We start from the raw sequence: 21,212 nt of genomic DNA, 5'->3' as shown, positions 1-21,212 counted from the left end.
ATTTTAAATATCCCGTTACTCAGTAGCGGGATATTTTTTTTGCTATGAATCATCAGTGCTATAAATTATCAATCACGTTATTTGAGCGCATAAAAAAGCAGAACCAGTTATGGTTCTGCTTTTTTATCAAACGGAAAGTTATGGGTGAAATAGTTATGTTTAAAACTTAATTATTTAGCCATAGCTTTAAAGGTAAGGCTGGTAAATGGCTGGATTTATTATTAATGCCATCGTTCAAACTGATAACACCTTTAGCAATCAGTAATATCGTCCAAGGTAGCAGTTGGTGTTCGAGCTTTTGTACGCGTGATTGTAAGCCATCCACTGTATCTTTAACGCCAACCGTTAATACAGCTTGGGTTAAAACTGCGCCAGCATCGAGCTCAGCGGTGACCACATGAATACTACAACCATGATGACGCTCGCCCGCTTGTATGGCACGCTGGTGCGTATTAAGCCCTTTATAAGCAGGTAGCAGCGACGGATGCAGATTGATCATCGGTGCTGGTGCATTATTGATAAATGATCCGCTCAATACCCGCATAAATCCGGCCAAGGCAATCAAGTCAGGTTGCCATGATTTTAACTGCTCATTAGCGTGGCTCTCAAAAGTTTTAATCCCCATACGTTTGCCGCTATCGGTATGTGAGAGCAGGGCAACAGGGATATTTGCTTGCTCAGCGCGTTTAATCGCATAGGCATCTTCACGGTTACTAATGATACCGACAATCTCAATCGGTAGCGCGCCTGCTTGCATCGCATCGATCAATACTTGCAGGTTACTACCACTACCAGATACCAAGACAGCAATGCGCAATGGCTTACGGGCTTGGCTGATAGGTTCAACTGAGACAGTATCAACGGATATTGGTAATACATCTGACATTTCTGACATTAACGGTACACCACGGCGTCCGCTTCGCGGCTGACCATTTCACCCATTTGCCACGCATTTTCGCCTGCATCATTTAAGATTTTTATAGCCGTTTCGGCTTTATCTTTAGGAACCACGATGACAAAACCAACGCCGCAGTTAAAGGTACGGTACATCTCGCTTTGCTCAATATTACCTTGGGTTTGTAACCACGTAAATAGCTCTGAGAACTGCCAGCTATTGGCATCGATACTCGCCGCTAGATTATCTGGTAATACACGCGGTAAGTTATCCGTTAAGCCGCCACCAGTGATATGTGACATCGCATGTAGAGCTGAGCTACCGAGGGCGTCTTGTAGTGCTTTGATGGCTTTAACATAGATACGTGTCGGTGCCATTAGGGCATCTTGAATAGGTTGACCGTCTAATTGCTCATTGCTGGTAGTGACATCAATGCCGCTGACTTCAATGACTTTACGAACCAATGAATAACCGTTAGAATGCGCACCACTGGAAGCTAGGGCAATCAATACATCGCCTTCTGCGACATTTTCACCAGTGATTACCTCGCTCTCTTCAACGACGCCTACGCAGAACCCAGCCAAGTCATAATCGTCATCTTGATACATACCGGGCATCTCAGCCGTTTCGCCACCGATCAGTGCGCAATTTGATAGCTTACAGCCTTCGCCAATACCAGTAACGACCGTGGCCGCCACATCAACATCAAGCTTGCCTGTTGCATAGTAATCTAAGAAAAATAAAGGTTCTGCACCGCAGACCAATAAATCGTTGACGCACATGGCAACCAAATCGATACCGATGGTGTCATGGCGATTCAGTTGCAAGGCCAGTTTAAGCTTGGTGCCTACGCCGTCAGTACCCGAAACTAATAAGGGTGAGGTGTAACCAGTCGGAATACGACAAAGCGCCCCAAAACCGCCAAGTCCACCCACAACTTCAGAGCGTGAAGTGGCTTTTGCCACGGATTTGATACGTTGAACCAACGCATCGCCAGCATCAATATCAACGCCTGCATCTTTGTAGCTTAAAGAAGGCTTATTACTCATGGTCATCTCACAAATTTTATAGGAATGAAGGTCAGTCAGTAGAAAAGCGAATCGGTCGTGTGAATTTCGTAGATTGTGCGCGCATTATACCCAAAAATGCCCCACACTCGCAAAGCAACTTGCTGTTATTTGCTCGATAATTGGCTGATATTTAATGTAGGCTGATGATAAAGGGTCAATAAAAAATTAAGAAACAAAAAATGACGGCTTTTTTATTTTACTCTGCAATAATAGAACGCTAAATTTATTGTCAATAACTGTTCGCTGTTATAAGCTTACTGCTTAACGCATGTTACAACATGGACTAAGCGCACCACTATTTTAAATCAGCCTAACCAAGGATTACTTGTCATGATGAAACAACCAATAGATCCTTTTTTTCGGCGTTTATTTATTGTCGTTACTATCATTGTGGCGGTGTTCTTGTTGTATTTAATGATGCCGGTCATTGTGCCGTTTGTCTTTGCTTTTGTGCTGGCGTATTTATTTAATCCACTGGTAAAGCGTCTGTCTAAATATATCAAACGCTGGATGGCGATTATTATCGTCTACTCGACGATTACTTTGGGGATGGTGCTGCTACTTTGGTGGCTAGTACCGACGCTGTGGCATCAGCTGCAAGCTGCATGGGATTATTTGCCCAAGGTTTTAAATTGGTATAATCAAGTCGTGCGAGAATGGTTCACCAACAACAGTCGCATTCGTCTACCTGAACTAAAAGCCAAAGGGTTTTCTGAGAGCTTAGTCGACTATATGCAGGCGAATTATAAGTTTGCCGATGCCAGCACGATGATGAGTCAAATACTTGTCTCGAGTATGAATTTCATCAACAATGCTGGACTCATTGTATTGGTTCCTATTTTGACCTTTTATTTCTTGTTTAACTGGGATCAACGCCTACAAACATGGAAGGTAGCGATACCAGAGCCTTATTGTGAAAAAGTAGTGGCCATCGCTCAAGAATGCGATCGTGCATTGATGGCATTTATTAAAGGTCAGCTATTAGTGATGGTATTATTGGGTGCCATTTATGCCGTGCAGCTCCAGCTTATCGGACTTGAGCTTGGGCTTATCATTGGCATGGTGGCTGGTATTGCCAGCTTCGTCCCATATTTGGGCTTCGGTATCGGCTTTATTGCGGCGATTACTGCTTGCCTATTCCAATTTGGCTTAGACTGGACACATTTATCATTGATTGTTGGCGCGTTTTTGGTTGGTCAAGCCGCAGAAGGCTATATCCTACAACCTTTACTATTAGGTGATAAGATTGGACTGTCGCCGTTATGGGTCATCTTTGCGGTGTTGGCAGGGGCAAGTTTGCTAGGTTTCGTCGGTATGCTTATTGCGCTGCCTGTGTCTGCTGTCATCAACGTTTTATTCCGTCACCTGTATGCTTATTACCAATCCACGGATTTTTATAAAGGCCGGAAACAGTTTGCTTTATTTGATAAACAATAATGAGGTTATATTACCCAAGGATAGAAATGTATTAGGTGGGAAGGCTGTTTTACGGTGCAAGGCACTGTTGATAAATGATAATTGATTGGGCTTAATGGGTAAAAGACTTGTCAGTCATTTTGCAAATATGTTATATATAGGCGCAGTAATAACGGTATTTGCCGTTACTAGGTTGGCTTTGATAAAAGCGAGTTTTGCCAAAGCCGGTTTAAAAATATTAGTCGTTTATCCTTTTTTATGGCACTTTTTATTACCCTACTTATTACCCCATGCAAAACGAGTTGATGATTCATGGCAGAAGCACAGCTAAGTCTCAATCTGGATATTAAGCACGATGCAAGTCTCAGTGACTTTGCCGGTCCAGGTTGGATGTCTATTATTGATGCAGTGCGGCAGCTACATGTCGGCCTGATTGGTCAGCTGTACCTATTTGGCAGTCCTGCTACAGGCAAGTCGCACTTATTATCCGCTATTTGTGAGTCGTTTATCGAGATGGACAAGTCGGCGATTTGTTTGTCACTGAATGAGCTGATTCATACCGATGTCAATGTGCTTTCTTCTTTAGAGAATTTCTCATTGATTGCTATTGATGACTTAGAAGTGATCGAGCAAAACAGCCAATGGCAAGAAGCATTATTTCATCTGATCAATCGCAGCCGTGAAGGCCAGCGCCAGCTATTATTTGCTGCCAATAAGCCTGCATCCGAACTGCCGTTTCAGTTGAGAGACTTGCTGACACGTTTGGCACAAGCGCCTTCGTTTAAAGTGCCTACAGGTCACGATTTGGCAGATCGTCAAGCCTTATTGCAGTCCATATTACGCAGACGTGGTTGGCAGTTTGATGAACGTATTATCAGTTATTTACTCACTGAAGGGCCGCATCGTATCGGTGCGATGATGGAAGTGCTCAATTACATTCAACCGATGTTTTCAAACCTTGGCCGTAGTAATATATCTAAAGCAGTGATAAGCGATGCTTTGCGTACGATTGATGAGCAGACACTCGCCGCAGAGCTGGCTGATATTGCCCAAGAGACGCAAGTAGACAACGATGCTGCTGATCAAGATCAGCATACCCATCATACAATGCCGCTTGATTTTTAGCATTAAGCACACGAATATCTCTATCCGAAACGTTTTTACTATTAATGGAACCACTTATGAAATTGAATGCTTCTTTGCTAAAAAAATTGTCTATCAGCGCTTTGCTCATTGGTGCGGGCGCCGTTTCTACGTTGTCACAAGCAGCGGTGACTTTATTGGTTGATGACCATATCAAAGTCACCGCAATCAATGGTCAAGAGCTTACGCAAAGCCTCTTTCAGCCTTTAACCAAAAGTTTCACATTACAGCCTGGCAAACATGTGATTACCGCTAAGTATGATCGTCTATATAAATTGCGCCGCGATGATCACGACTATTTGCGCTCAGGGAATATCAGCGTCGCCGCTGAAATGGTAGACAATCAAACCTATCGCTTAACCATGCCAAACCAACCAGAAGAGTACGCAGCAGCCAAAGAATATGCTGAGCGTCCAACACTCGCGGTACAACAGAACAATACCGTTATTGCCAGCCAAGAAAGTGTTGGGGGTAGCGATGGCGGTTTATTCTCAGGGCTAGGCAAAGCACTAGGTGGGGCATTTGGTGGCGGTGATGCTGAGCTACAAAACCAGCGTGCTATTGCGGCACTAGATAAGCCAGAAGCAAGCACTCAAAGTAACGTTGATACCGGTACAGTCACTGCGGTTAAGCAAACGACAAGCGTTGCTTCATCTACCAATACCTTAGATCAATTTATGCAACTTTGGCTACAAGCAACACCTGCTGAGCGTGAGAAAATGCGTCAGTGGATTCAAAAATAAATAGGCATTAGTAACGTATTAGCAAAATAAAAAAGCACCTAATTTAGGTGCTTTTTTATTACTCAAAATTTATTTTTTCTATAGTCAGTGAGAAGTAATATCGCTACATCACGTACTGCAGGTACCGTTTTTTCTTGCTTGCTGTGCCTACGCAGACAGAGGCTGCAAAAAAACTATACCCGCAGTATCGTAGCGTTTTTAAAGTATTTAACTATATATTGTTTTAAACAGAAATTGTTAGCCTAAAAAAGCGTTGTACATCCAAACCAGCTTTTCTTGCTCTTGCACGTAAGCATCAACGAGATCCGCTGAACCTTGGTCATCGGCATCGCTTGCTAGTGCCGACACTTGGCGCTGTTCTTGGATAAGTACCTGTAGGCCAGTTACCACACCTTTGACGCAAGTGGTGCCATCTTTAACGTTTTTATCTTCTTCAATGCTTGTATGCTGAGCAAAGTCGCTATAGGCGTGTAGTGGTGTGCCGCCTAAGGTTAAAATACGTTCAGCGATTTCATCAATTTGTATTTGTAGGGCAGTATATAGCTCTTCAAACTGTGGATGCAAAGTAAAGAAGTGCTCGCCTTTAACGTTCCAATGATAGCCACGAACGTTGATATAAAACATATGGTAGCTTGATAACAGGCTATTTAACTTCTCAATTACTTCGCTCATGTCTGCTTTTTCTAGACCGATTTGGTTGGTCACATTGTTAGTATTACTCATAATATTATCCTTATAGTGTGAGTGTTCATTGACTCTATCATATATAGTCAATCCACGATAAAAGAGTACAGTGTCAACCTCGATTGAAGTATGACATATACCTCTGCACTCGGCTGCCTTGACCCTCTTTTAAATTGAATCAACAATACTAAAAAAGGTTGAATCTAAATATGCTTTGTTCTTATTTCAGTAGATGAATCTCATATTTAGAGCTTAATATTTTTTAGTATTCAATATTTTGTCTGTTGATGCTTATTATAATAGCAAAGTAGCAGTGATAAGTTAAATTCAATAAATGTAATTTTATGATTGATTTATTGAAACTACTAATTCATCGATGCTACTCATTTATTGATACTATCCATATCTACGTTATAAGGTTTATGCGGGAGGTTGTAAGTTTTCAGGGTTCAGACCTTTTACCGCAATGACTTCTTCTAGATGTTGGCGTACCGTATCGATAGGGAATTTTTGCGCTTTTAAGCGTTTAGGGATGATTTGACTGCCTTGTTGACCCTTCATTTCAAACATCATAAAAATATAATCGTCCGTCTCATCCCAACTTTTGACCGCGCTCCAAGGAATCACTGCTTGCTGGGTTTGACCCGCGCGCATTTGCATCCCGCGCATCTGATTGCTATTAAACATATCTGGCTGATTGACCGGCATGGCCATGACCAAACCATGCTTTTGCACCCCAAGCTTCATTTGACGCATCTCATCGGGCATTTCTTGTTCAGCGACTTGTTTTTCAAACTCTCTTTTGACATACCATTTAAAGCCAAGGGTACGAACCAGTAGATAAACCACCACTGCTACCAGCATCAACCAAAAAATAATGGTCGAGTAGCCGGTGACAAAGACCAGCCCTGCAATTGCCAGTATCACAACCACCGCCATAATAATCCATTCTTTGGTCTTGAAGCTGGATAGACCAAATGATGGGCTGGCACTGGCAAACAGTTCATACTGTGCTTGGTGAAATTCAGCCTCGGTCAGGTTTAAGGCGACAGGTTGTAGGGTGTAGGGGTACAGGGCCATAAAGGTTTCTCAAATACTTGTATTAAAAGCGTTAGGTTTAATCGTTAAAGCAAAGCAGCAAAGCTGTACTCGGCTAGAAGTGAAATAAAGGTATGCGCTTATCTTACCGAAAAGCGCTCTTAAATGAAACATATAAGCCACTCTGTTCTCTGATAGAGTTCATATTATTACGATTAAGGGAGATAGAAAAGCATTACAAGTACTCGTGACACACCAGAGCAGATCGTTAAGCTAAAAATAGCGTGTCACCAATCATGGATATTATGGCGCAGTGAGTGATGTCTTCATCAAAAAATGAGCGAAAATTAATTAAAAAATGAGTGAAACCTACCCAAAGTCTGGCCAAAACATGGTCAAATCTGCTGGGTCTTGGTATTATAGCGTCCACAACATATTCTCATGACCAACACAGCGTCATAGCTGAGCTTTATCACATGACATTTATCACGACGTCATAAAGCTCAGCTAACCAATTGACGATTTTATTTTTGAACCTTTTATCCACTTTAGCGTTACAGGCAACTATTATGATTGATCCAAAACTCTTACGCGGCGATTTAAGTGATTTACAACAGCAGTTGGCCACTCGTGGTTATGCGCTTGATCTGGCATTCTGGCAAACGGTTGAGTCCGAGCGTAAATCCTTACAAGTCAAAACTGAAGAGTTGCAATCGCGCCGTAATGCAGGGGCTAAGCAAGTAGGTGCACTAAAAAAATCAGGCGAAGATGCCAGTGAGCTATTGGCTGAAATGCAAAATGTCAGCGGAGAAATTAAGGTGGCTGAAGACGAGCTGCGTACTCTGCAAGAGCGTATCACTCAAGCGGCATTACAGATTCCAAATATTCCAGCAACAGACGTACCCGTTGGTACCTCAGAAGACGACAATGTGGAAGTACACAAATGGGGTACACCGCGCGAGTTTGATTTTGAGGTTCAAGACCATACGCATATCGGTGAAACGCTGGGTATGCTCGACTTTGAAGCCGCCGCCAAGCTTACGGGCAGTCGCTTTAACGTGTTAAAAGGGCAACTTGCGCAAATGCACCGCGCCTTAATTCAGTTTATGCTAAATACTCATACCATTAAGTACGGCTATACTGAAACCTATGTCCCTTATATCGTTAATAGTGAGAGCTTAAAAGGGACGGGTCAGCTGCCGAAGTTTGAAGATGATTTGTTTAAACTAACCAATCATACCAATAATGAAGGCACTGATTTTTATCTGATTCCAACCGCCGAAGTACCGATGACCAATTTGGTGCGCGGTGAGCGTTTAGATATTAAAGAGTTACCGTTAAAATTTACCGCGCATACACCCTGTTTCCGTAGTGAGGCGGGTTCGCACGGCCGTGATACCCGCGGTCTAATTCGTCAGCATCAGTTTGAAAAAGTTGAGATGGTCAATATTGCTACTGCTGAGCAATCTGATGATTTGCTTGAGGCGATGACTGGACAAGCAGAATATGTCTTGCAGCAGCTAAATCTGCCGTATCGTACGGTAAAATTATGCACTGGCGATATGGGCTTTGCTGCGCAAAAGACTTACGATATCGAAGTGTGGTTGCCAAGCCAAGAGACTTACCGTGAAATCTCAAGCTGCTCAAACTGTGGCGATTTCCAAGCACGCCGTATGGGCACACGCGTCAAAGACGGCAAGCAAACCAGCCTAGCACATACGCTAAATGGTTCAGGCTTGGCGGTCGGCCGTACTTTATTGGCTGTGATGGAAAACCATCAAAATGCGGATGGCAGTATTACGATTCCAGAAGTATTACGTCCGTTTATGGGCGGTGTCGAGGCAATTACTGTTTAATAGAAATTTAGCCGTATGAACAGCGAGTCGCTAGGTTGACTCGCAGTTTATTTATAGCCCCCTATGATTGTTTATCATTTAACAAAACTGATATGAATGATTGTTAAATACAAACGCTTCTGTCAGCGCATTTTTGGCTTGCTTCATAGCAAATATGTTAATATTACATTTTGATTTTATAGCCTATCTATTGAAGATGCCTAGCGCGTTTTTGATGGATGACCCTCTGAGTAAACTCTCCTCTTATGCTCCATACCTCTCTTTCGAATATTAGGACACTCTATGCCAGCTCCAATTAGCGAACGTAAATTAGCCAATGCCATCCGTGTACTGTCGTTTGATGCGGTTCAAAAAGCCAACTCCGGACATCCAGGCGCACCGATGGGTATGGCGGATATTGCCGAAGTGTTGTGGCGCAAGTTTTTAAAGCACAATCCTGCTGACCCGCAGTGGCATAACCGCGACCGCTTTGTACTATCAAACGGTCATGGCTCGATGTTGATTTATTCATTGTTACATTTATCTGGCTATGATGTCAGCGTCGATGACCTAAAAGGCTTTCGTCAATTGCATTCGAAAACCCCTGGTCATCCTGAGCTTGGCTATACCCCTGGTATTGAAACCACCACTGGTCCACTAGGACAAGGTATTGCCAACGCCGTTGGTTTTGCAATTGCAGAAAAAACGCTGGCAGCGCAGTTTAACCGTGACGGTCATAACGTCGTTGATCATCATACTTATGCGTTCTTAGGTGATGGCTGCTTGATGGAAGGTATCAGCCATGAAGTTTGCTCGCTAGCAGGTACGCTAGGTCTTGGCAAACTAGTGTTCTTTTATGATGACAACGGTATTTCAATCGATGGCGACGTCGACGGCTGGTTCACGGATGACACGCAAGCGCGTTTTGAAGCGTACGGCTGGCAAGTGATTAAGGTTGATGGTCATGATGCCGATGCTATTACGCAGGCCACTGAACAAGCGATTAAAGAAACCACTAAGCCAAGTCTTATTATTTGTAAAACGACGATTGGCGCTGGTAGTCCAAACAAGCAAGGTCTAGCAGCCAGCCATGGCGCGCCACTTGGTGATGATGAAATCGCCTTAACTCGCGATGCGTTATCTTGGAAGCATGCACCATTTGAATTAGATGATGAAATCTATGAAGCGTGGGATGCTAAAATCAAAGGTGACGTCCAACAGAAGAACTGGGATGCAGATTTTGACGCTTATAAAAAGGCGTATCCAGAACTGGCAGCTGAGCTATTACGCCGTTTAAACGGTGAATTACCTGCGGACTTTGACAAGCAAGCCCAAGACTATATTCAGCAAACTCAAGATCAAGGCGGCGATGTCGCTAGCCGTAAAGCCAGTCAAAATGCGATTAATACCTTGCAGCCATTATTGCCTGAATTGATGGGTGGTTCAGCGGATCTTGCTGGCTCAAACCTCACGCTATTTAAAGGTGCTAAAGGCATCGAAAAAGATGCTGACGGCAACTACATTTACTATGGCGTGCGTGAGTTCGGTATGACTGCGATTGCTAATGGTATCGCACTGCATGGCGGTTTTATCCCCTACGTGGCAACGTTCCTGATGTTTATGGAGTATGCACGTAACGCCGTCCGTATGGGCGCACTCATGAAGCAGCGTATCATTCATGTTTATACCCATGACTCTATCGGTCTGGGTGAAGACGGCCCAACCCATCAGCCAGTTGAGCAATTGACTAGCCTGCGTACCACGCCGAATCTACGTACATGGCGTCCGTGTGATGCGACCGAATCTGCCAGTGCTTGGGTTGAAGCGATTAAGTCTGAACACAATCCATCAGCGTTAATCTTTAGCCGTCAAAGCTTGCCACATCAAGCACGTGATAGCGAGCAAGTCGCGAACATCACCAAAGGCGGTTATGTACTGGCAAAAGAAAAAGGCGAGCTACAAGCAATCATCATCGCCACTGGTTCAGAAGTTGGACTAGCCATGCAAGCGTATCAAACGCTTAGCCAAAATGGCGTTGGCGTGCGTGTGGTTTCTATGCCATGTGCTGAAATCTTTGTAGAGCAAGATGCTAGCTACCGCGAAGCGGTATTGCCAGCCAATATCCGCGCCCGCGTAGCTGTAGAAGCGGCGCATGTAGATTACTGGTTTAAGTTCGTCGGTCTTGATGGCAAAGTCATCGGTATGAGCGCTTATGGTGAATCAGCGCCAGCAGATGAGCTGTATAAAGAGTTCGGCATTACCACTGAAGCTGTGGTTGATGCGGTGAATAGTTTGGTTTAATTAAACCAGCTGTTTAGATAATAAAAAAGAGTTGCTAGATTCCTAGCAACTCTTTTTTATTGGGTTTTTTAAGCTATTCAAAACTAATTAGCAGCAATCAGCTTCCCTGATATCTCAAGAGGTATGATATTGTTGATGATTTTTGGAAAAGCAGTAACTCCGTAATTATATCTATCAACCATGCCGGTAGCGCGGAACTTCAAAACAGGTTTAGAGGTGACAGGATCCTTTTCGACATCCGATAGCTTTACTCTAACGGTTAAGGGTTTGGTTTGACCTAAGACGGTAAAGTCACCGGTTACATTCGCTTCTTTGGGATTAATCATGCTGACTTTTTTGGAAACAAAAGTCATCGTCGGATATTGCTGAGTATTCAGCAGCGCCTTCCGACGCAAAAAGGCGTCTCGTAGACTGCGATCTGTATCAATACTATCGGTATAAACGGTAAAGTTAATGGTCGTACTTGCTGGTTTTTTTACATCATAATGGATAGTGCCATTTACTTTATTAAACCTACCATCGGTAGTGGCTTTACCTAGATAATTGACTTCAAAATTCACGTTGGTTTTTGGTACGTCCAACTTCCATTTTTGTGGCGTTGTACTAGCGGCCAGACTCATTACTGGTAGTGATAATAATAGGTAGGTGCTTAGCGTTATTTTGAGCCAAGAAGTGGTGCGTGTATTCATAGGTACAATCCAGATGGTAATAATCACTTTATCGTTATTTGAAGTGGGTTATGAGAATTTGTCGTTTTTTAAGCAATAAATAATAAGTAGATAGCTTACTACAACTATCTTATTTCAATGTATTATTAAAGTCGTGATTAAATGACATGCCCTAAATAAAATAAATATGTTGTGACGCGAGACAGGTATAAGTTTTTCTGGCTTGTTATGCCTATATCGATAGGGACTGTAAAACTTATGTTTTAAACGTAAGCGTCTCAGTCCCGCTGTATCTCTCTTGTATTTATGCAACCACTGACTTTTTATGGCTATGATTTGCCTTAATAAGGTCGGCAATTTTTTCAGCAATCATAATCGTTGGTGCATTGGTATTGGCACTAATCAATGTCGGCATAACTGACGCATCAATGACTCGTAGCCCATTTACCCCACGTACTTTTAATTCTAAATCGACCACTGAATCGCTATCTGAACCCATGCGGCAAGTGCCAATTGGATGGTAGATAGTATCTGACTTATTGCGAATATAGCCAAGCATGCCGTCTTTTTCGATATAAGGAGCAGGGTAGTCCTCGGTAATATATTTGGCCATTGGTGATTCTTGCATGATTGCTCGCGCCCGCTCCGCGCCTGCTACCATATACTCTACATCTTTGGGGTCAGAGAGGTAGTTTGGATCTATCAATACTGTGTCTGAGGGGTTGGCAGAATCGAGCCTGACCGTACCGCGACTTTCAGGACGTAAATAGCAGCTGTGACATGAGACAGCAAAGCCGCGCCTGAGATCACGACCGTGTTCGATCACGCGAGAGATTACAAAATGCAATTGGGTGTTTGGCCATTCTTTTGGAGCGTCACCAACGCTATAGAATGCGCCTGCTTCAGCATAGTTAGAAGACAAGAGGCCTGTACCGTCCTTTCTCCACTGTCGAATACCCTTGGTCAGCGTTGAAATGGTCGCCATGCCAATACCAATAACATCAGTAGTATTAACCTCGTAATCAAATACTACATCCAAATGGTCTTGTAGATTACCGCCAACTTCGGGCGCATCTACCAATACATCGATGCCGTGTGACTGTAAATGCTCAGCAGGGCCGATACCTGATAGCATCAGAACTTTGGGTGAACCAAACGTGCCACCTGATAATATCACTTCATGACGTGCCATGACTGTATGTTCGACACCGTCTTTTTCATACGCTACGCCCGTTGCCTGCTTGTCTTCAAAGATGACGCGGTTGGCTTGCGCATGGGTAACGACCGTCAGATTTGATCGACTTTGCACAGGATGTAGGTAAGCGGCAGCGGCAGAGCAGCGCTGGCCTTGTTTTTCGCCATGAAAGTGGGTGACTTGATACAGTCCTGCACCGTCTTGCTTGGCGCCATTAAAGTCTTCATTGTGGTCAAGACCATTGGCAATGGCCGCTTCGACAAATGCTTTTGAGATGTCGCGTGGGCTGAGTAATTCACTGACATGCGAAGGTCCGCTATCGCCATGTAGTTCATCGCTACCATGGACATTGTTCTCGGCTTTGATAAAGTAGGGAAGCACATCGTCAAAACCCCAGCCTTCGCAGCCTTGCTCCACCCAGCGCTCATAATCTAACGCACTACCACGGGTGTAAATCATGGCATTGATGGCAGAGGAGCCACCTAAACATTGCCCTCGTGGTTGAAAGCCACGACGATTGTTTAAGTGCGTTTGTGGAGTAGTATGAAAGCACCAATTATTTAATTTCAGTGGTTTACCTGGAACCATAAGAATCAGTCCAGCAGGTACGCGAACCGCAAGGTCTTTACCTTCGCCGCCGTATTCTAATAAACAAACACTGATATCTGGGTTTTCTGTTAGACGGCTGGCAAGCACACATCCTGCTGAACCACCACCAACGATGACGTAATCAAAATTTCCATCAAATTCCATTTTATATTCCCTGTTGCATCCATGCTGATTAAAATATTTATGTTAAAACAGACTTATCAAAATAAGTGACGTCTTACAGTATCTATTATTTCACTGAAATAATATAGTCCGTTCAATATAAAGCAGATGTACCGGGAATGGAAATTATGGGGCTAATTTTTTCAGCCTCGTTATGTAGGCAGTTCTAAATAAGAGCGATACGATTGTAATAAAGTAAATAGCCACGTACTACTGTTATAAATTTTTCTTGCTTGCTGTTCGCAAGCGTGACAGAGGCTGCGTAAAATTTACTCCAATAGTACTAATATAGGTTTTAAAGTGAATCAACTGTAGTATGTACAATTGGAAGAATTCAGCTTAGTCCCGTCTATACCGAGCAAACATCTGAGCGTACGATAAAGCGTTTGCCTTCGGGTATCTCTAGCGAAAAACTGGCACCGCGTCCATTGACCACATCAATGGTCAAATCAGTATGTTGCCAGAGTTTATGTTGCGCTTTGCCCATATAAAACGGACAGCCGACTAGCTCGCCGACAAGGACATCTTGACCGCCAACTTTAAATTCGCCTAACGGATAACACATCGGAGAGCTACCATCACAGCAGCCGCCTGATTGGTGAAACATCAGCTCGCCATGTTTAGATTTTAAAAGCTCAATAAGGTCTTTACAGGATTCTGTCGCGGTAATTTTCATCATTTATTCCTTTTAAAATTATTTATAAAAAAATGCAACCTACCTTTTGATAGATTGCATTGATTTACCTAAAGTGATTTTGCTACCTTAGATTAAAAGAAACCCATCTTTTTTGGACTATAAGATACCAGCATGTTTTTGGTTTGCTGATAATGGTCAAGCATCATTAGATGGTTTTCACGACCAATACCCGATTGCTTATAACCACCGAAGGCGGCATGTGACGGATAGAGATGATAACAGTTGGTCCAAACGCGACCAGCTTGGATGCCACGGCCGAAACGGTAGGCTTTGTGAATGCTACGAGTCCATACGCCTGCACCCAGACCATATAGCGTGTCATTAGCAATCTGCATGGCTTCTTCATCATCTTTAAAAGTGGTGACAGCAAGTACAGGTCCGAAGATTTCTTCTTGGAACACGCGCATGTCATTGGTGCCTTCAAAGATAGTTGGTTTGACATAGTAACCATCTGATAGGTCGCCGTCGTGTTTGGCTTGGTCGCCGCCAACCAGAACTTTCGCGCCTTCTTTTTTACCAATATCCAAATAAGATAGGATTTTTTCTAATTGATCTGAGCTGGCTTGGGCACCAATCATGGTTTCGGTATCTAATGGGTTACCCATTTTGATGGCTTCGACACGAGCAATGCAGCGTTTCATAAATTCGTCATAGATACTTTCATGGACGAGTGCGCGCGACGGACAGGTACAAACCTCGCCTTGGTTGAGGGCAAACATTACTAAGCCTTCAACGGCTTTGTCTAAGAAATCATCGTCTTCATCCATGACATCAGCAAAGAATATATTTGGGCTCTTACCACCCAGCTCTAGTGTCACTGGAATGATGTTTTCACTGGCGTACTGCATGATGAGGCGACCAGTCGTCGTCTCGCCAGTGAACGCTACTTTGTTAATACGCGGGTTCGATGCAAGCGGCTTACCGGCCTCAACACCAAAGCCATTGACCACGTTTAGTACGCCTTTTGGCAAGATATCAGCGACACCGATAGTCTCTAGCATAAATAAGATAGACGCAGGCGTTTGCTCGGCAGGTTTCATGACGATACAGTTACCAGCAGCTAGGGCAGGCGCAATTTTCCATACGGCCATTAAAATTGGGAAGTTCCAGGGAATAATTTGACCGACCACGCCTAGTGGCTCATGGAAATGGTAAGCGACCGTGTCTTCATCGATTTGGCTGATGCCGCCTTCTTGGGCACGAATGGCACTGGCGAAATAACGGAATTGATCGATGGCCAATGGAATATCTGCCATTAGCGTCTCACGTACTGGCTTACCGTTTTCGTAGCATTCGGCAATGGCGATGGCTTCTAGATTGGCTTCCATGCTGTCAGCGATTTTGAGTAACAGATTGGCGCGTTCAGCAACACTGGTTTTGCCCCAAGCGTCTTTAGCAGCATGAGCGGCATCTAATGCTAATTCGATATCGGCTTCTTTTGAGCGTGCGACTTGGCAAATAGTTTTTCCATCGATAGGACTTGGGTTATCAAAGTATTCGCCATCGACTGGTGCTACCCACTCACCATTAATAAAGTTATCATATTTTTCGCGGAATTGGACGGGACTGTTTTCAGTGTTGGGATAAGCGTATAACATTAACCACTCCTTGTTGTGTATTATGACTACTTGAGAATACTTGATCTTCCTGATCAAGTTATGACTCTATCGTACTGAGCTTTTAGGTAGAGTGATAATGACTTTTTATAATGATATATTTTGTATCATATAACTTTAAGTTATACAACGTATGAGGGTTAAAGTGGTTCGTAATATGCAGGTAGCTGTTATAATCATGGCAGCTGTTTTTGCTGATAGTCGATAATAAATAAAATGGATACATGGCATATAACGTGGGACTGATATAAAATTTCTTGTGTGCTGTGGCTTCGCCGACAGAAGCTACAAAAAGTTCATATCAGTCCCGCTATATATTTTTTATATTGATCTGACTATATATTACTTTTCTTTAGATTTTTCTCTTATCACTATTAAATAAATTGGTTTGGATATATGCGTCAATCTTCTGCTCTCAATATTTTAAAAACAGGACAAAATGTCTTTTTGACTGGCTCAGCAGGTTCAGGAAAAACTTATACGCTCAACCAATATATTGACTATCTGCGTGCGCGCCGTGTACCCGTTGCCGTCACTGCCAGTACTGGTATTGCTGCGACGCATATGAACGGCACGACCATCCATAGCTGGTCAGGTATTGGCATCAAAGATGAGTTATCTGAGCGCGATTTGACCAATTTATCACGCAAGCAGTTTTTGGCTGATAGACTCAAAGACACTGCGGTACTGATTATCGATGAAATATCGATGCTGCATGCCAAGCAGATCAATTTGGTCAGCCAAGTACTTAAGCATGTACGCAAAAATGACAAAGCCTTTGGTGGCATTCAAGTCGTCGTAGCAGGAGACTTTTTTCAGTTACCGCCGATTGGTAGCAAGGGTGAGAGCAACCGTGAGAAGTTTGCCTTTATGTCGGAAGCGTGGCTCGACGCTAAGTTTCATATCTGCTATTTATCCGAGCAACATCGGCAAGTGAGTGAAGCGGCCAATGGCGGGCTTGATTTGGACGATATTCTCAATCAAATCCGCCGTCAAGAAGTGACCTTTGAAGCGATTGCTGCACTGGAGGCGACCTTTGATCAAGACGTCGATATCAAGCGCACGCGCCTTTATACCCATAATCTCAATGTCAATAAAATTAATGATAAAGAGTTAGCCGAGCTATCGGGTGAGATGATGCGCTTTGAAGCCACGTCTGTTGGCGATAGTAAATTGGTTGAGACGCTAAAGAAAACCGTCCGTACCCAAGATGAGCTTATCCTCAAGGTTGGCTCAAAAGTGATGTTTATTAAAAACAATACCGAGCTTGGTGTGTCTAACGGCACCATGGGTGAGCTGATAGGCTTTGCGGCGGTAAAAATTAATGATGATAAAGACAGCAATGATAATTTGATTGCAGACGATGAAACCACTGTAGATACTGACGAAGACAAGGCTGACAATACAAAAAATAAAGCTAAGGATAAAGAAAAGTTAAAGGACAAAAAAATAACCACACAAAAAATGCCAGTGGTTCGGCTCAATTCAGGACGTGAGGTCATCGCTGAGCCAGAAGAGTGGATCATCGAGGACGAGACGGGTGAAGTGTTGGCGAGCTATGAGCAAGTGCCGTTATGTCTGGCATGGGCGATTACTATTCATAAGTCACAAGGTATGACGCTTGATGCCGCTGAGATTGACTTGTCACGCACCTTTGAGCTTGGGCAAGGTTATGTGGCGTTATCACGGCTAAAGTCGCTGGCAGGTCTGCAATTGCTAGGAATGAATGAGATGAGCTTGCAGCTTGATCCGCTGGCACGTGGCGCCGATAAGCGCTTTTTAGTGTTGTCTGACGAAGCTGATGCCAGCTATGCCATGCTCGATGAAGAAAGCATGACGCAAGCCCATGAGAAGTTTGTTTTGAAATCAGGCGGTACATTAAGTAAATCAGTGATTGATGCTTATGCCAATTTGCAAAAAAAGCGCCGCGAGCAGCAGCACGCGAAGCTAGATAAAAAACAGAAATTAGGCAATCAAGTCTCTGATAAATCAGCAAGCACCTTACAGGCGACCCGGCTATTACTAGAAGAAAGCTTATCTATCGCTGAGATATCCCAGGCGCGTCAGCTTTCACAATCGACCATCATGCGGCATATTGGTGAGCTAAAATCTCAAGATCCGAGCCTCGCTTGTGATCATCTGCGTCCAGAGGATGAGGTGATGACGGCGGTTGGTAATGCCTATATAGCGATTAAAGTGGCCAATAACCCCAACGACTTCAATGATGATGGTAGTATTAAGCTACGCCCAATCTTTGAGCACCTCAAACAGGCGATTGATTACAACACCATACGCTTGGCATTAATCTTTATTACGCCCTAATTTATTACGATTGGTTAGGCTCTGTTCAATGAAAGCGCTCAATTCCTTTTTATATCTTTTAAAGCGATAACTTGTTATGCCTGATTTTTCTAGTGCTACCTATCGTCTAACCTCTGACCCTTCTGTTGCAGGTTTTTATGCGACCAACGAGCAAACTCAGCCTTTGCGAGTGGCTATCAATGGTTTTGGTCGTATTGGTCGTAATGTACTGCGCGCATTATTAGAGCGATTTGAGGTGCTAGGGCGTGCCATTCATGTGGTCGCCATTAATGATTTGGCGCCAGCTGAGACCTTATTGCATCTACTTAGGTTCGATAGTACCCATGGGCGTTTGAGCCGATTGGGCGTGACCGCTGATATTGTTCAAGATGGTATTACTGATTATCAGCAAAAGCCCTGTGCGACAGCAGAAACCGATATTCAGCTGTGCTTAAATAAAAACAATCTCACTTATTGTATCCGTTTATTATCAAGAGAGAATGCAGAGACACTGCCGTGGAAAGATTTGCAGGTTGATGTGGTACTTGAATGTACGGGACACTATCGTTCATACGAGCAAGCCAGTGTGCATATAGAGGCAGGCGCTAAGCAGGTGATAATCGGCGCGGCTCCCTTTGATCATGTCGATGCTTCTATCGTTATGGGCGTTAATGGCGAGTCGTTAACGCGTAAATTGCCTATTATATCGAGTGTCTCATGCACCACTCAGGCATTAGTGCCGCTCATTGATACCCTTGATAAAGCCTTTGGCGTAAAGTCGGCGATGATGACTGAGATTCATGCCGTGACTGCGGATCAAACGGTGCTTGATCAAGCGCATCGTGATTTGAGACGGGCGCGCGCGTCTGGTTATAATATCATTCCAACGACCTCAAGCAGCATCGCCGCTACGGAGCGCGTGCTACCTAATATGATAGGCAAGATTAACGGTCACTCCATTCGTGTGCCAACCATCGATGTGGCGGCGATTGATGTCAATTTTATATTTGATACGCTGGACGTCGACATTGAGGCGATTCGAGAAGTATTGAAAACTGCCAGCGCTGGTAGTTTGATCAATATTATGGCTTATACCGATGAACCTTTAGTCTCAAGTGACTTTATCCATCAGACTGAATCGCTTATTATTGATGGGCAACAGCTTATGCAGATAGGCGAGCAGTATAAGGTTTTTGCTTGGTATGATAATGAATGGGGTTATGCCAACAGGCTGTTAGATATGTGCTTGCATCTTGCCTCAAGCAAGTCATAGCCCAGAGATTTTAAGCCGTTTATAAATTAATTTAACTTTTTTGAGATAAGCGCTTGCATTCTTATTTCAGATCGCTATAATGATGCACAAATGGAGACGTGGCAGAGCGGTTGAATGCACCGGTCTTGAAAACCGACAAGGGTTCATAGCCCTTCGAGAGTTCGAATCTCTCCGTCTCCGCCAAATTCAAAAAGCCCCAATCAGTAATGATTGGGGCTTTTTTTATGACACTGCTTTAGTGCTATATAGTTAAAATACTTTAAAAACGCTACGATACTGCTGGTATAGTTTTTTTGTAGCCTCTGTCTGCGTAGGCACAGCAAGCAAGAAAAAACTATACCTGCAGTACGTGATGTATCGATTTTACGTTTCACTGACTATTATAGGACAGAGCAGAGAAGAAAAATGGTTTGTTAAATATAAAAAAACCAAGCGCGATTAAGCAGGCTCGGTCTTTTTATTGAATGAAGCTGTTTTTAATATAGTGAGTTAGTCGTTGTCTTGCAGCTCAGATAAAGGGTGGGTGATATTATTATGGGTCACCACAATCGCCTCATCAATGATGTGCTGACTCACACCACGCTTACGCAGAGTCTCAATAAACACCTCATCATGGGCGAGTGTATAATCTTGATGATCACGGTCAAGCCCTTGGCGAATATATAAACGAATAAGTCCTTGAATGCGTTTAAAACCCAATTCTTCCGAAGTCGCCTCTAGTAGTGTAATCATCTCTTCAGACAAACGAATACTGATCGGGCGCATGATTTTTTGCGGATGATCAGAAAACTTATTTTTTATACGTGCAGGTATCATAATAAACCATTACTTTTAGTGAGTAGGAGTAAAGCACTCAGATAAAAACTAACCTAATGAAAACAATCCTTACCATACAACAAATACGTTCAAAAGAACACCGCAGCTGCGCGAATATTCTAAGTGTTCAATTAATACATTAATCAATATAAAAGTGATAACCATAAAAAAACCTTCATCAAATAATGATGAAGGTTTTTAGTATATGGCTCTCCAACCTGGGCTCGAACCAGGGACACACGGATTAACAGTCCGTTGCTCTACCAACTGAGCTATTGGAGAATAAGTTGTCATAACGGTTGTTGCTACAAGTTTTACAAAGGGGTTGATAAGCGCCGTTGCTTGTCTTGTTTGCGTTATGTGGAGCGTATTTTAGCCAAGTAGTTATGAGCTGTCAACCTTATTAGAGCATTAATTATAAATATTATCGTAATCTATCAAAAATAGGTGTTTTGGCATATTAAATAAACTGTTTTAGTCGATGTGCTAATCGATGACGCGGCCTAGATATAGTCAGTTCTAAATAAAATCGATACGTCAGTAGCCACGTGCTACTGGTATAAATTTTTCTTGCTGGCTGTTCGCAAGCGTGACAGAGGCTGCAAAAAATTTGCTCCAGCAGCACTGTGTCAGTTTTAAAGTGAATCAACTATATCAACAGGTAAAACTGGTTTTAATTGAACTTAGATTAACACACCAAGTGCAACGCTAAATTATATTATAGAACACCTGATTGGGCGTTTTAAACCC

General features: G+C 43.3%; 16 protein-coding genes and 2 tRNA genes. 8 read left to right on the top strand and 10 right to left on the bottom strand.

Annotated elements, in window-relative coordinates; genetic code table 11:
* Positions 1 to 166: 166 nt before the first annotated feature.
* Together purN and purM are read right to left on the bottom strand one after the other, a co-directional pair.
* Entirely contained in the window at positions 167 to 886 is a 720-nt protein-coding gene (gene purN, locus EI161_RS03130; protein WP_192528994.1) for a phosphoribosylglycinamide formyltransferase, read from the bottom strand.
* An 8-nt stretch (positions 887 to 894) separates the two neighbouring features.
* Positions 895 to 1,944, bottom strand: coding sequence for a phosphoribosylformylglycinamidine cyclo-ligase (gene purM, locus EI161_RS03125; protein ID WP_192522861.1), 1,050 nt, complete (start codon positions 1,942 to 1,944; stop codon positions 895 to 897).
* A gap of 351 nt (positions 1,945 to 2,295) precedes the next feature.
* Between purM and EI161_RS03120 the strand changes: the two genes are divergently transcribed.
* The 3 genes from EI161_RS03120 (at position 2,296) to EI161_RS03110 (ending at position 5,267) form a co-directional block, all read left to right on the top strand.
* Positions 2,296 to 3,402 carry an AI-2E family transporter gene (locus tag EI161_RS03120; protein ID WP_192522862.1) on the top strand — a complete coding sequence of 369 codons (1,107 nt, stop codon included), beginning with the start codon at positions 2,296 to 2,298 and terminating at the stop codon, positions 3,400 to 3,402.
* Positions 3,403 to 3,693: 291 nt separating this feature from the next.
* Positions 3,694 to 4,506, top strand: coding sequence for a DnaA regulatory inactivator Hda (gene hda / locus EI161_RS03115; RefSeq protein WP_192522863.1), 813 nt, complete (start codon positions 3,694 to 3,696; stop codon positions 4,504 to 4,506).
* A gap of 56 nt (positions 4,507 to 4,562) precedes the next feature.
* The gene (locus tag EI161_RS03110) at positions 4,563 to 5,267 is read left to right on the top strand and encodes a DUF2057 family protein (protein ID WP_192528980.1); all 705 of its coding nucleotides are present in this window, start codon (positions 4,563 to 4,565) and stop codon (positions 5,265 to 5,267) included.
* 237 nt (positions 5,268 to 5,504) lie between these two features.
* Here EI161_RS03110 and EI161_RS03105 read toward each other — a convergent pair whose 3' ends face one another.
* Entirely contained in the window at positions 5,505 to 5,990 is a 486-nt protein-coding gene (locus EI161_RS03105; protein ID WP_192528979.1) for a Dps family protein, read from the bottom strand.
* A gap of 381 nt (positions 5,991 to 6,371) precedes the next feature.
* On the bottom strand, positions 6,372 to 7,031 hold the full coding sequence (locus tag EI161_RS03100; RefSeq protein ID WP_192522866.1) for a YcxB family protein: 660 nt from the start codon (positions 7,029 to 7,031) through the stop codon (positions 6,372 to 6,374).
* Positions 7,032 to 7,558: 527 nt separating this feature from the next.
* Here EI161_RS03100 and serS point away from each other — a divergent pair.
* The gene (serS, locus tag EI161_RS03095; protein ID WP_192528978.1) at positions 7,559 to 8,845 is read left to right on the top strand and encodes a serine--tRNA ligase; all 1,287 of its coding nucleotides are present in this window, start codon (positions 7,559 to 7,561) and stop codon (positions 8,843 to 8,845) included.
* A gap of 282 nt (positions 8,846 to 9,127) precedes the next feature.
* Positions 9,128 to 11,125: a transketolase gene (tkt, locus tag EI161_RS03090; protein WP_192528977.1), complete on the top strand. Its 1,998-nt coding sequence runs from the start codon at positions 9,128 to 9,130 to the stop codon at positions 11,123 to 11,125.
* Positions 11,126 to 11,208: 83 nt separating this feature from the next.
* On the opposite strand, the gene EI161_RS03085 is transcribed toward tkt, so the two are convergent.
* From EI161_RS03085 to EI161_RS03070, 4 genes are all read right to left on the bottom strand, one after another.
* Positions 11,209 to 11,814, bottom strand: coding sequence for a YceI family protein (locus tag EI161_RS03085; RefSeq protein WP_192528976.1), 606 nt, complete (start codon positions 11,812 to 11,814; stop codon positions 11,209 to 11,211).
* A gap of 283 nt (positions 11,815 to 12,097) precedes the next feature.
* On the bottom strand, positions 12,098 to 13,741 hold the full coding sequence (locus EI161_RS03080; protein WP_192528975.1) for a GMC family oxidoreductase: 1,644 nt from the start codon (positions 13,739 to 13,741) through the stop codon (positions 12,098 to 12,100).
* Positions 13,742 to 14,108: 367 nt separating this feature from the next.
* On the bottom strand, positions 14,109 to 14,435 hold the full coding sequence (locus EI161_RS03075) for a DUF779 domain-containing protein (protein WP_192522871.1): 327 nt from the start codon (positions 14,433 to 14,435) through the stop codon (positions 14,109 to 14,111).
* A gap of 92 nt (positions 14,436 to 14,527) precedes the next feature.
* The gene (locus EI161_RS03070) at positions 14,528 to 16,054 is read right to left on the bottom strand and encodes an aldehyde dehydrogenase family protein (protein WP_192528974.1); all 1,527 of its coding nucleotides are present in this window, start codon (positions 16,052 to 16,054) and stop codon (positions 14,528 to 14,530) included.
* A 414-nt stretch (positions 16,055 to 16,468) separates the two neighbouring features.
* Here EI161_RS03070 and EI161_RS03065 point away from each other — a divergent pair, with 414 nt between their 5' ends.
* From EI161_RS03065 to EI161_RS03055, 3 genes are all read left to right on the top strand, one after another.
* Positions 16,469 to 18,394, top strand: a complete 1,926-nt coding sequence (locus tag EI161_RS03065; protein ID WP_192523179.1) for an AAA family ATPase — start codon at positions 16,469 to 16,471, stop codon at positions 18,392 to 18,394.
* Between the two features lie 76 nt (positions 18,395 to 18,470).
* Positions 18,471 to 19,646: a type I glyceraldehyde-3-phosphate dehydrogenase gene (locus tag EI161_RS03060; RefSeq protein WP_192523178.1), complete on the top strand. Its 1,176-nt coding sequence runs from the start codon at positions 18,471 to 18,473 to the stop codon at positions 19,644 to 19,646.
* A gap of 92 nt (positions 19,647 to 19,738) precedes the next feature.
* Positions 19,739 to 19,829: transfer RNA gene (locus EI161_RS03055), tRNA-Ser, on the top strand.
* 306 nt (positions 19,830 to 20,135) lie between these two features.
* On the opposite strand, the gene EI161_RS03050 is transcribed toward EI161_RS03055, so the two are convergent.
* A complete protein-coding gene (locus EI161_RS03050) occupies positions 20,136 to 20,462 on the bottom strand; it encodes a CopG family transcriptional regulator (RefSeq protein WP_192528973.1) in 327 nt (108 codons plus the stop codon).
* Between the two features lie 206 nt (positions 20,463 to 20,668).
* Positions 20,669 to 20,744, bottom strand: a tRNA-Asn gene (locus tag EI161_RS03045).
* Between the last annotated feature and the right edge of the window lie 468 nt (positions 20,745 to 21,212).

Source organism: Psychrobacter sp. FME5 (assembly GCF_014861375.1).
In the GTDB taxonomy this organism is placed as follows: Bacteria; Pseudomonadota; Gammaproteobacteria; order Pseudomonadales; family Moraxellaceae; genus Psychrobacter.
The sequence above is the reverse complement of the archived record's forward strand: the minus strand, read 5'-3'. Positions and strand labels throughout refer to the sequence as shown.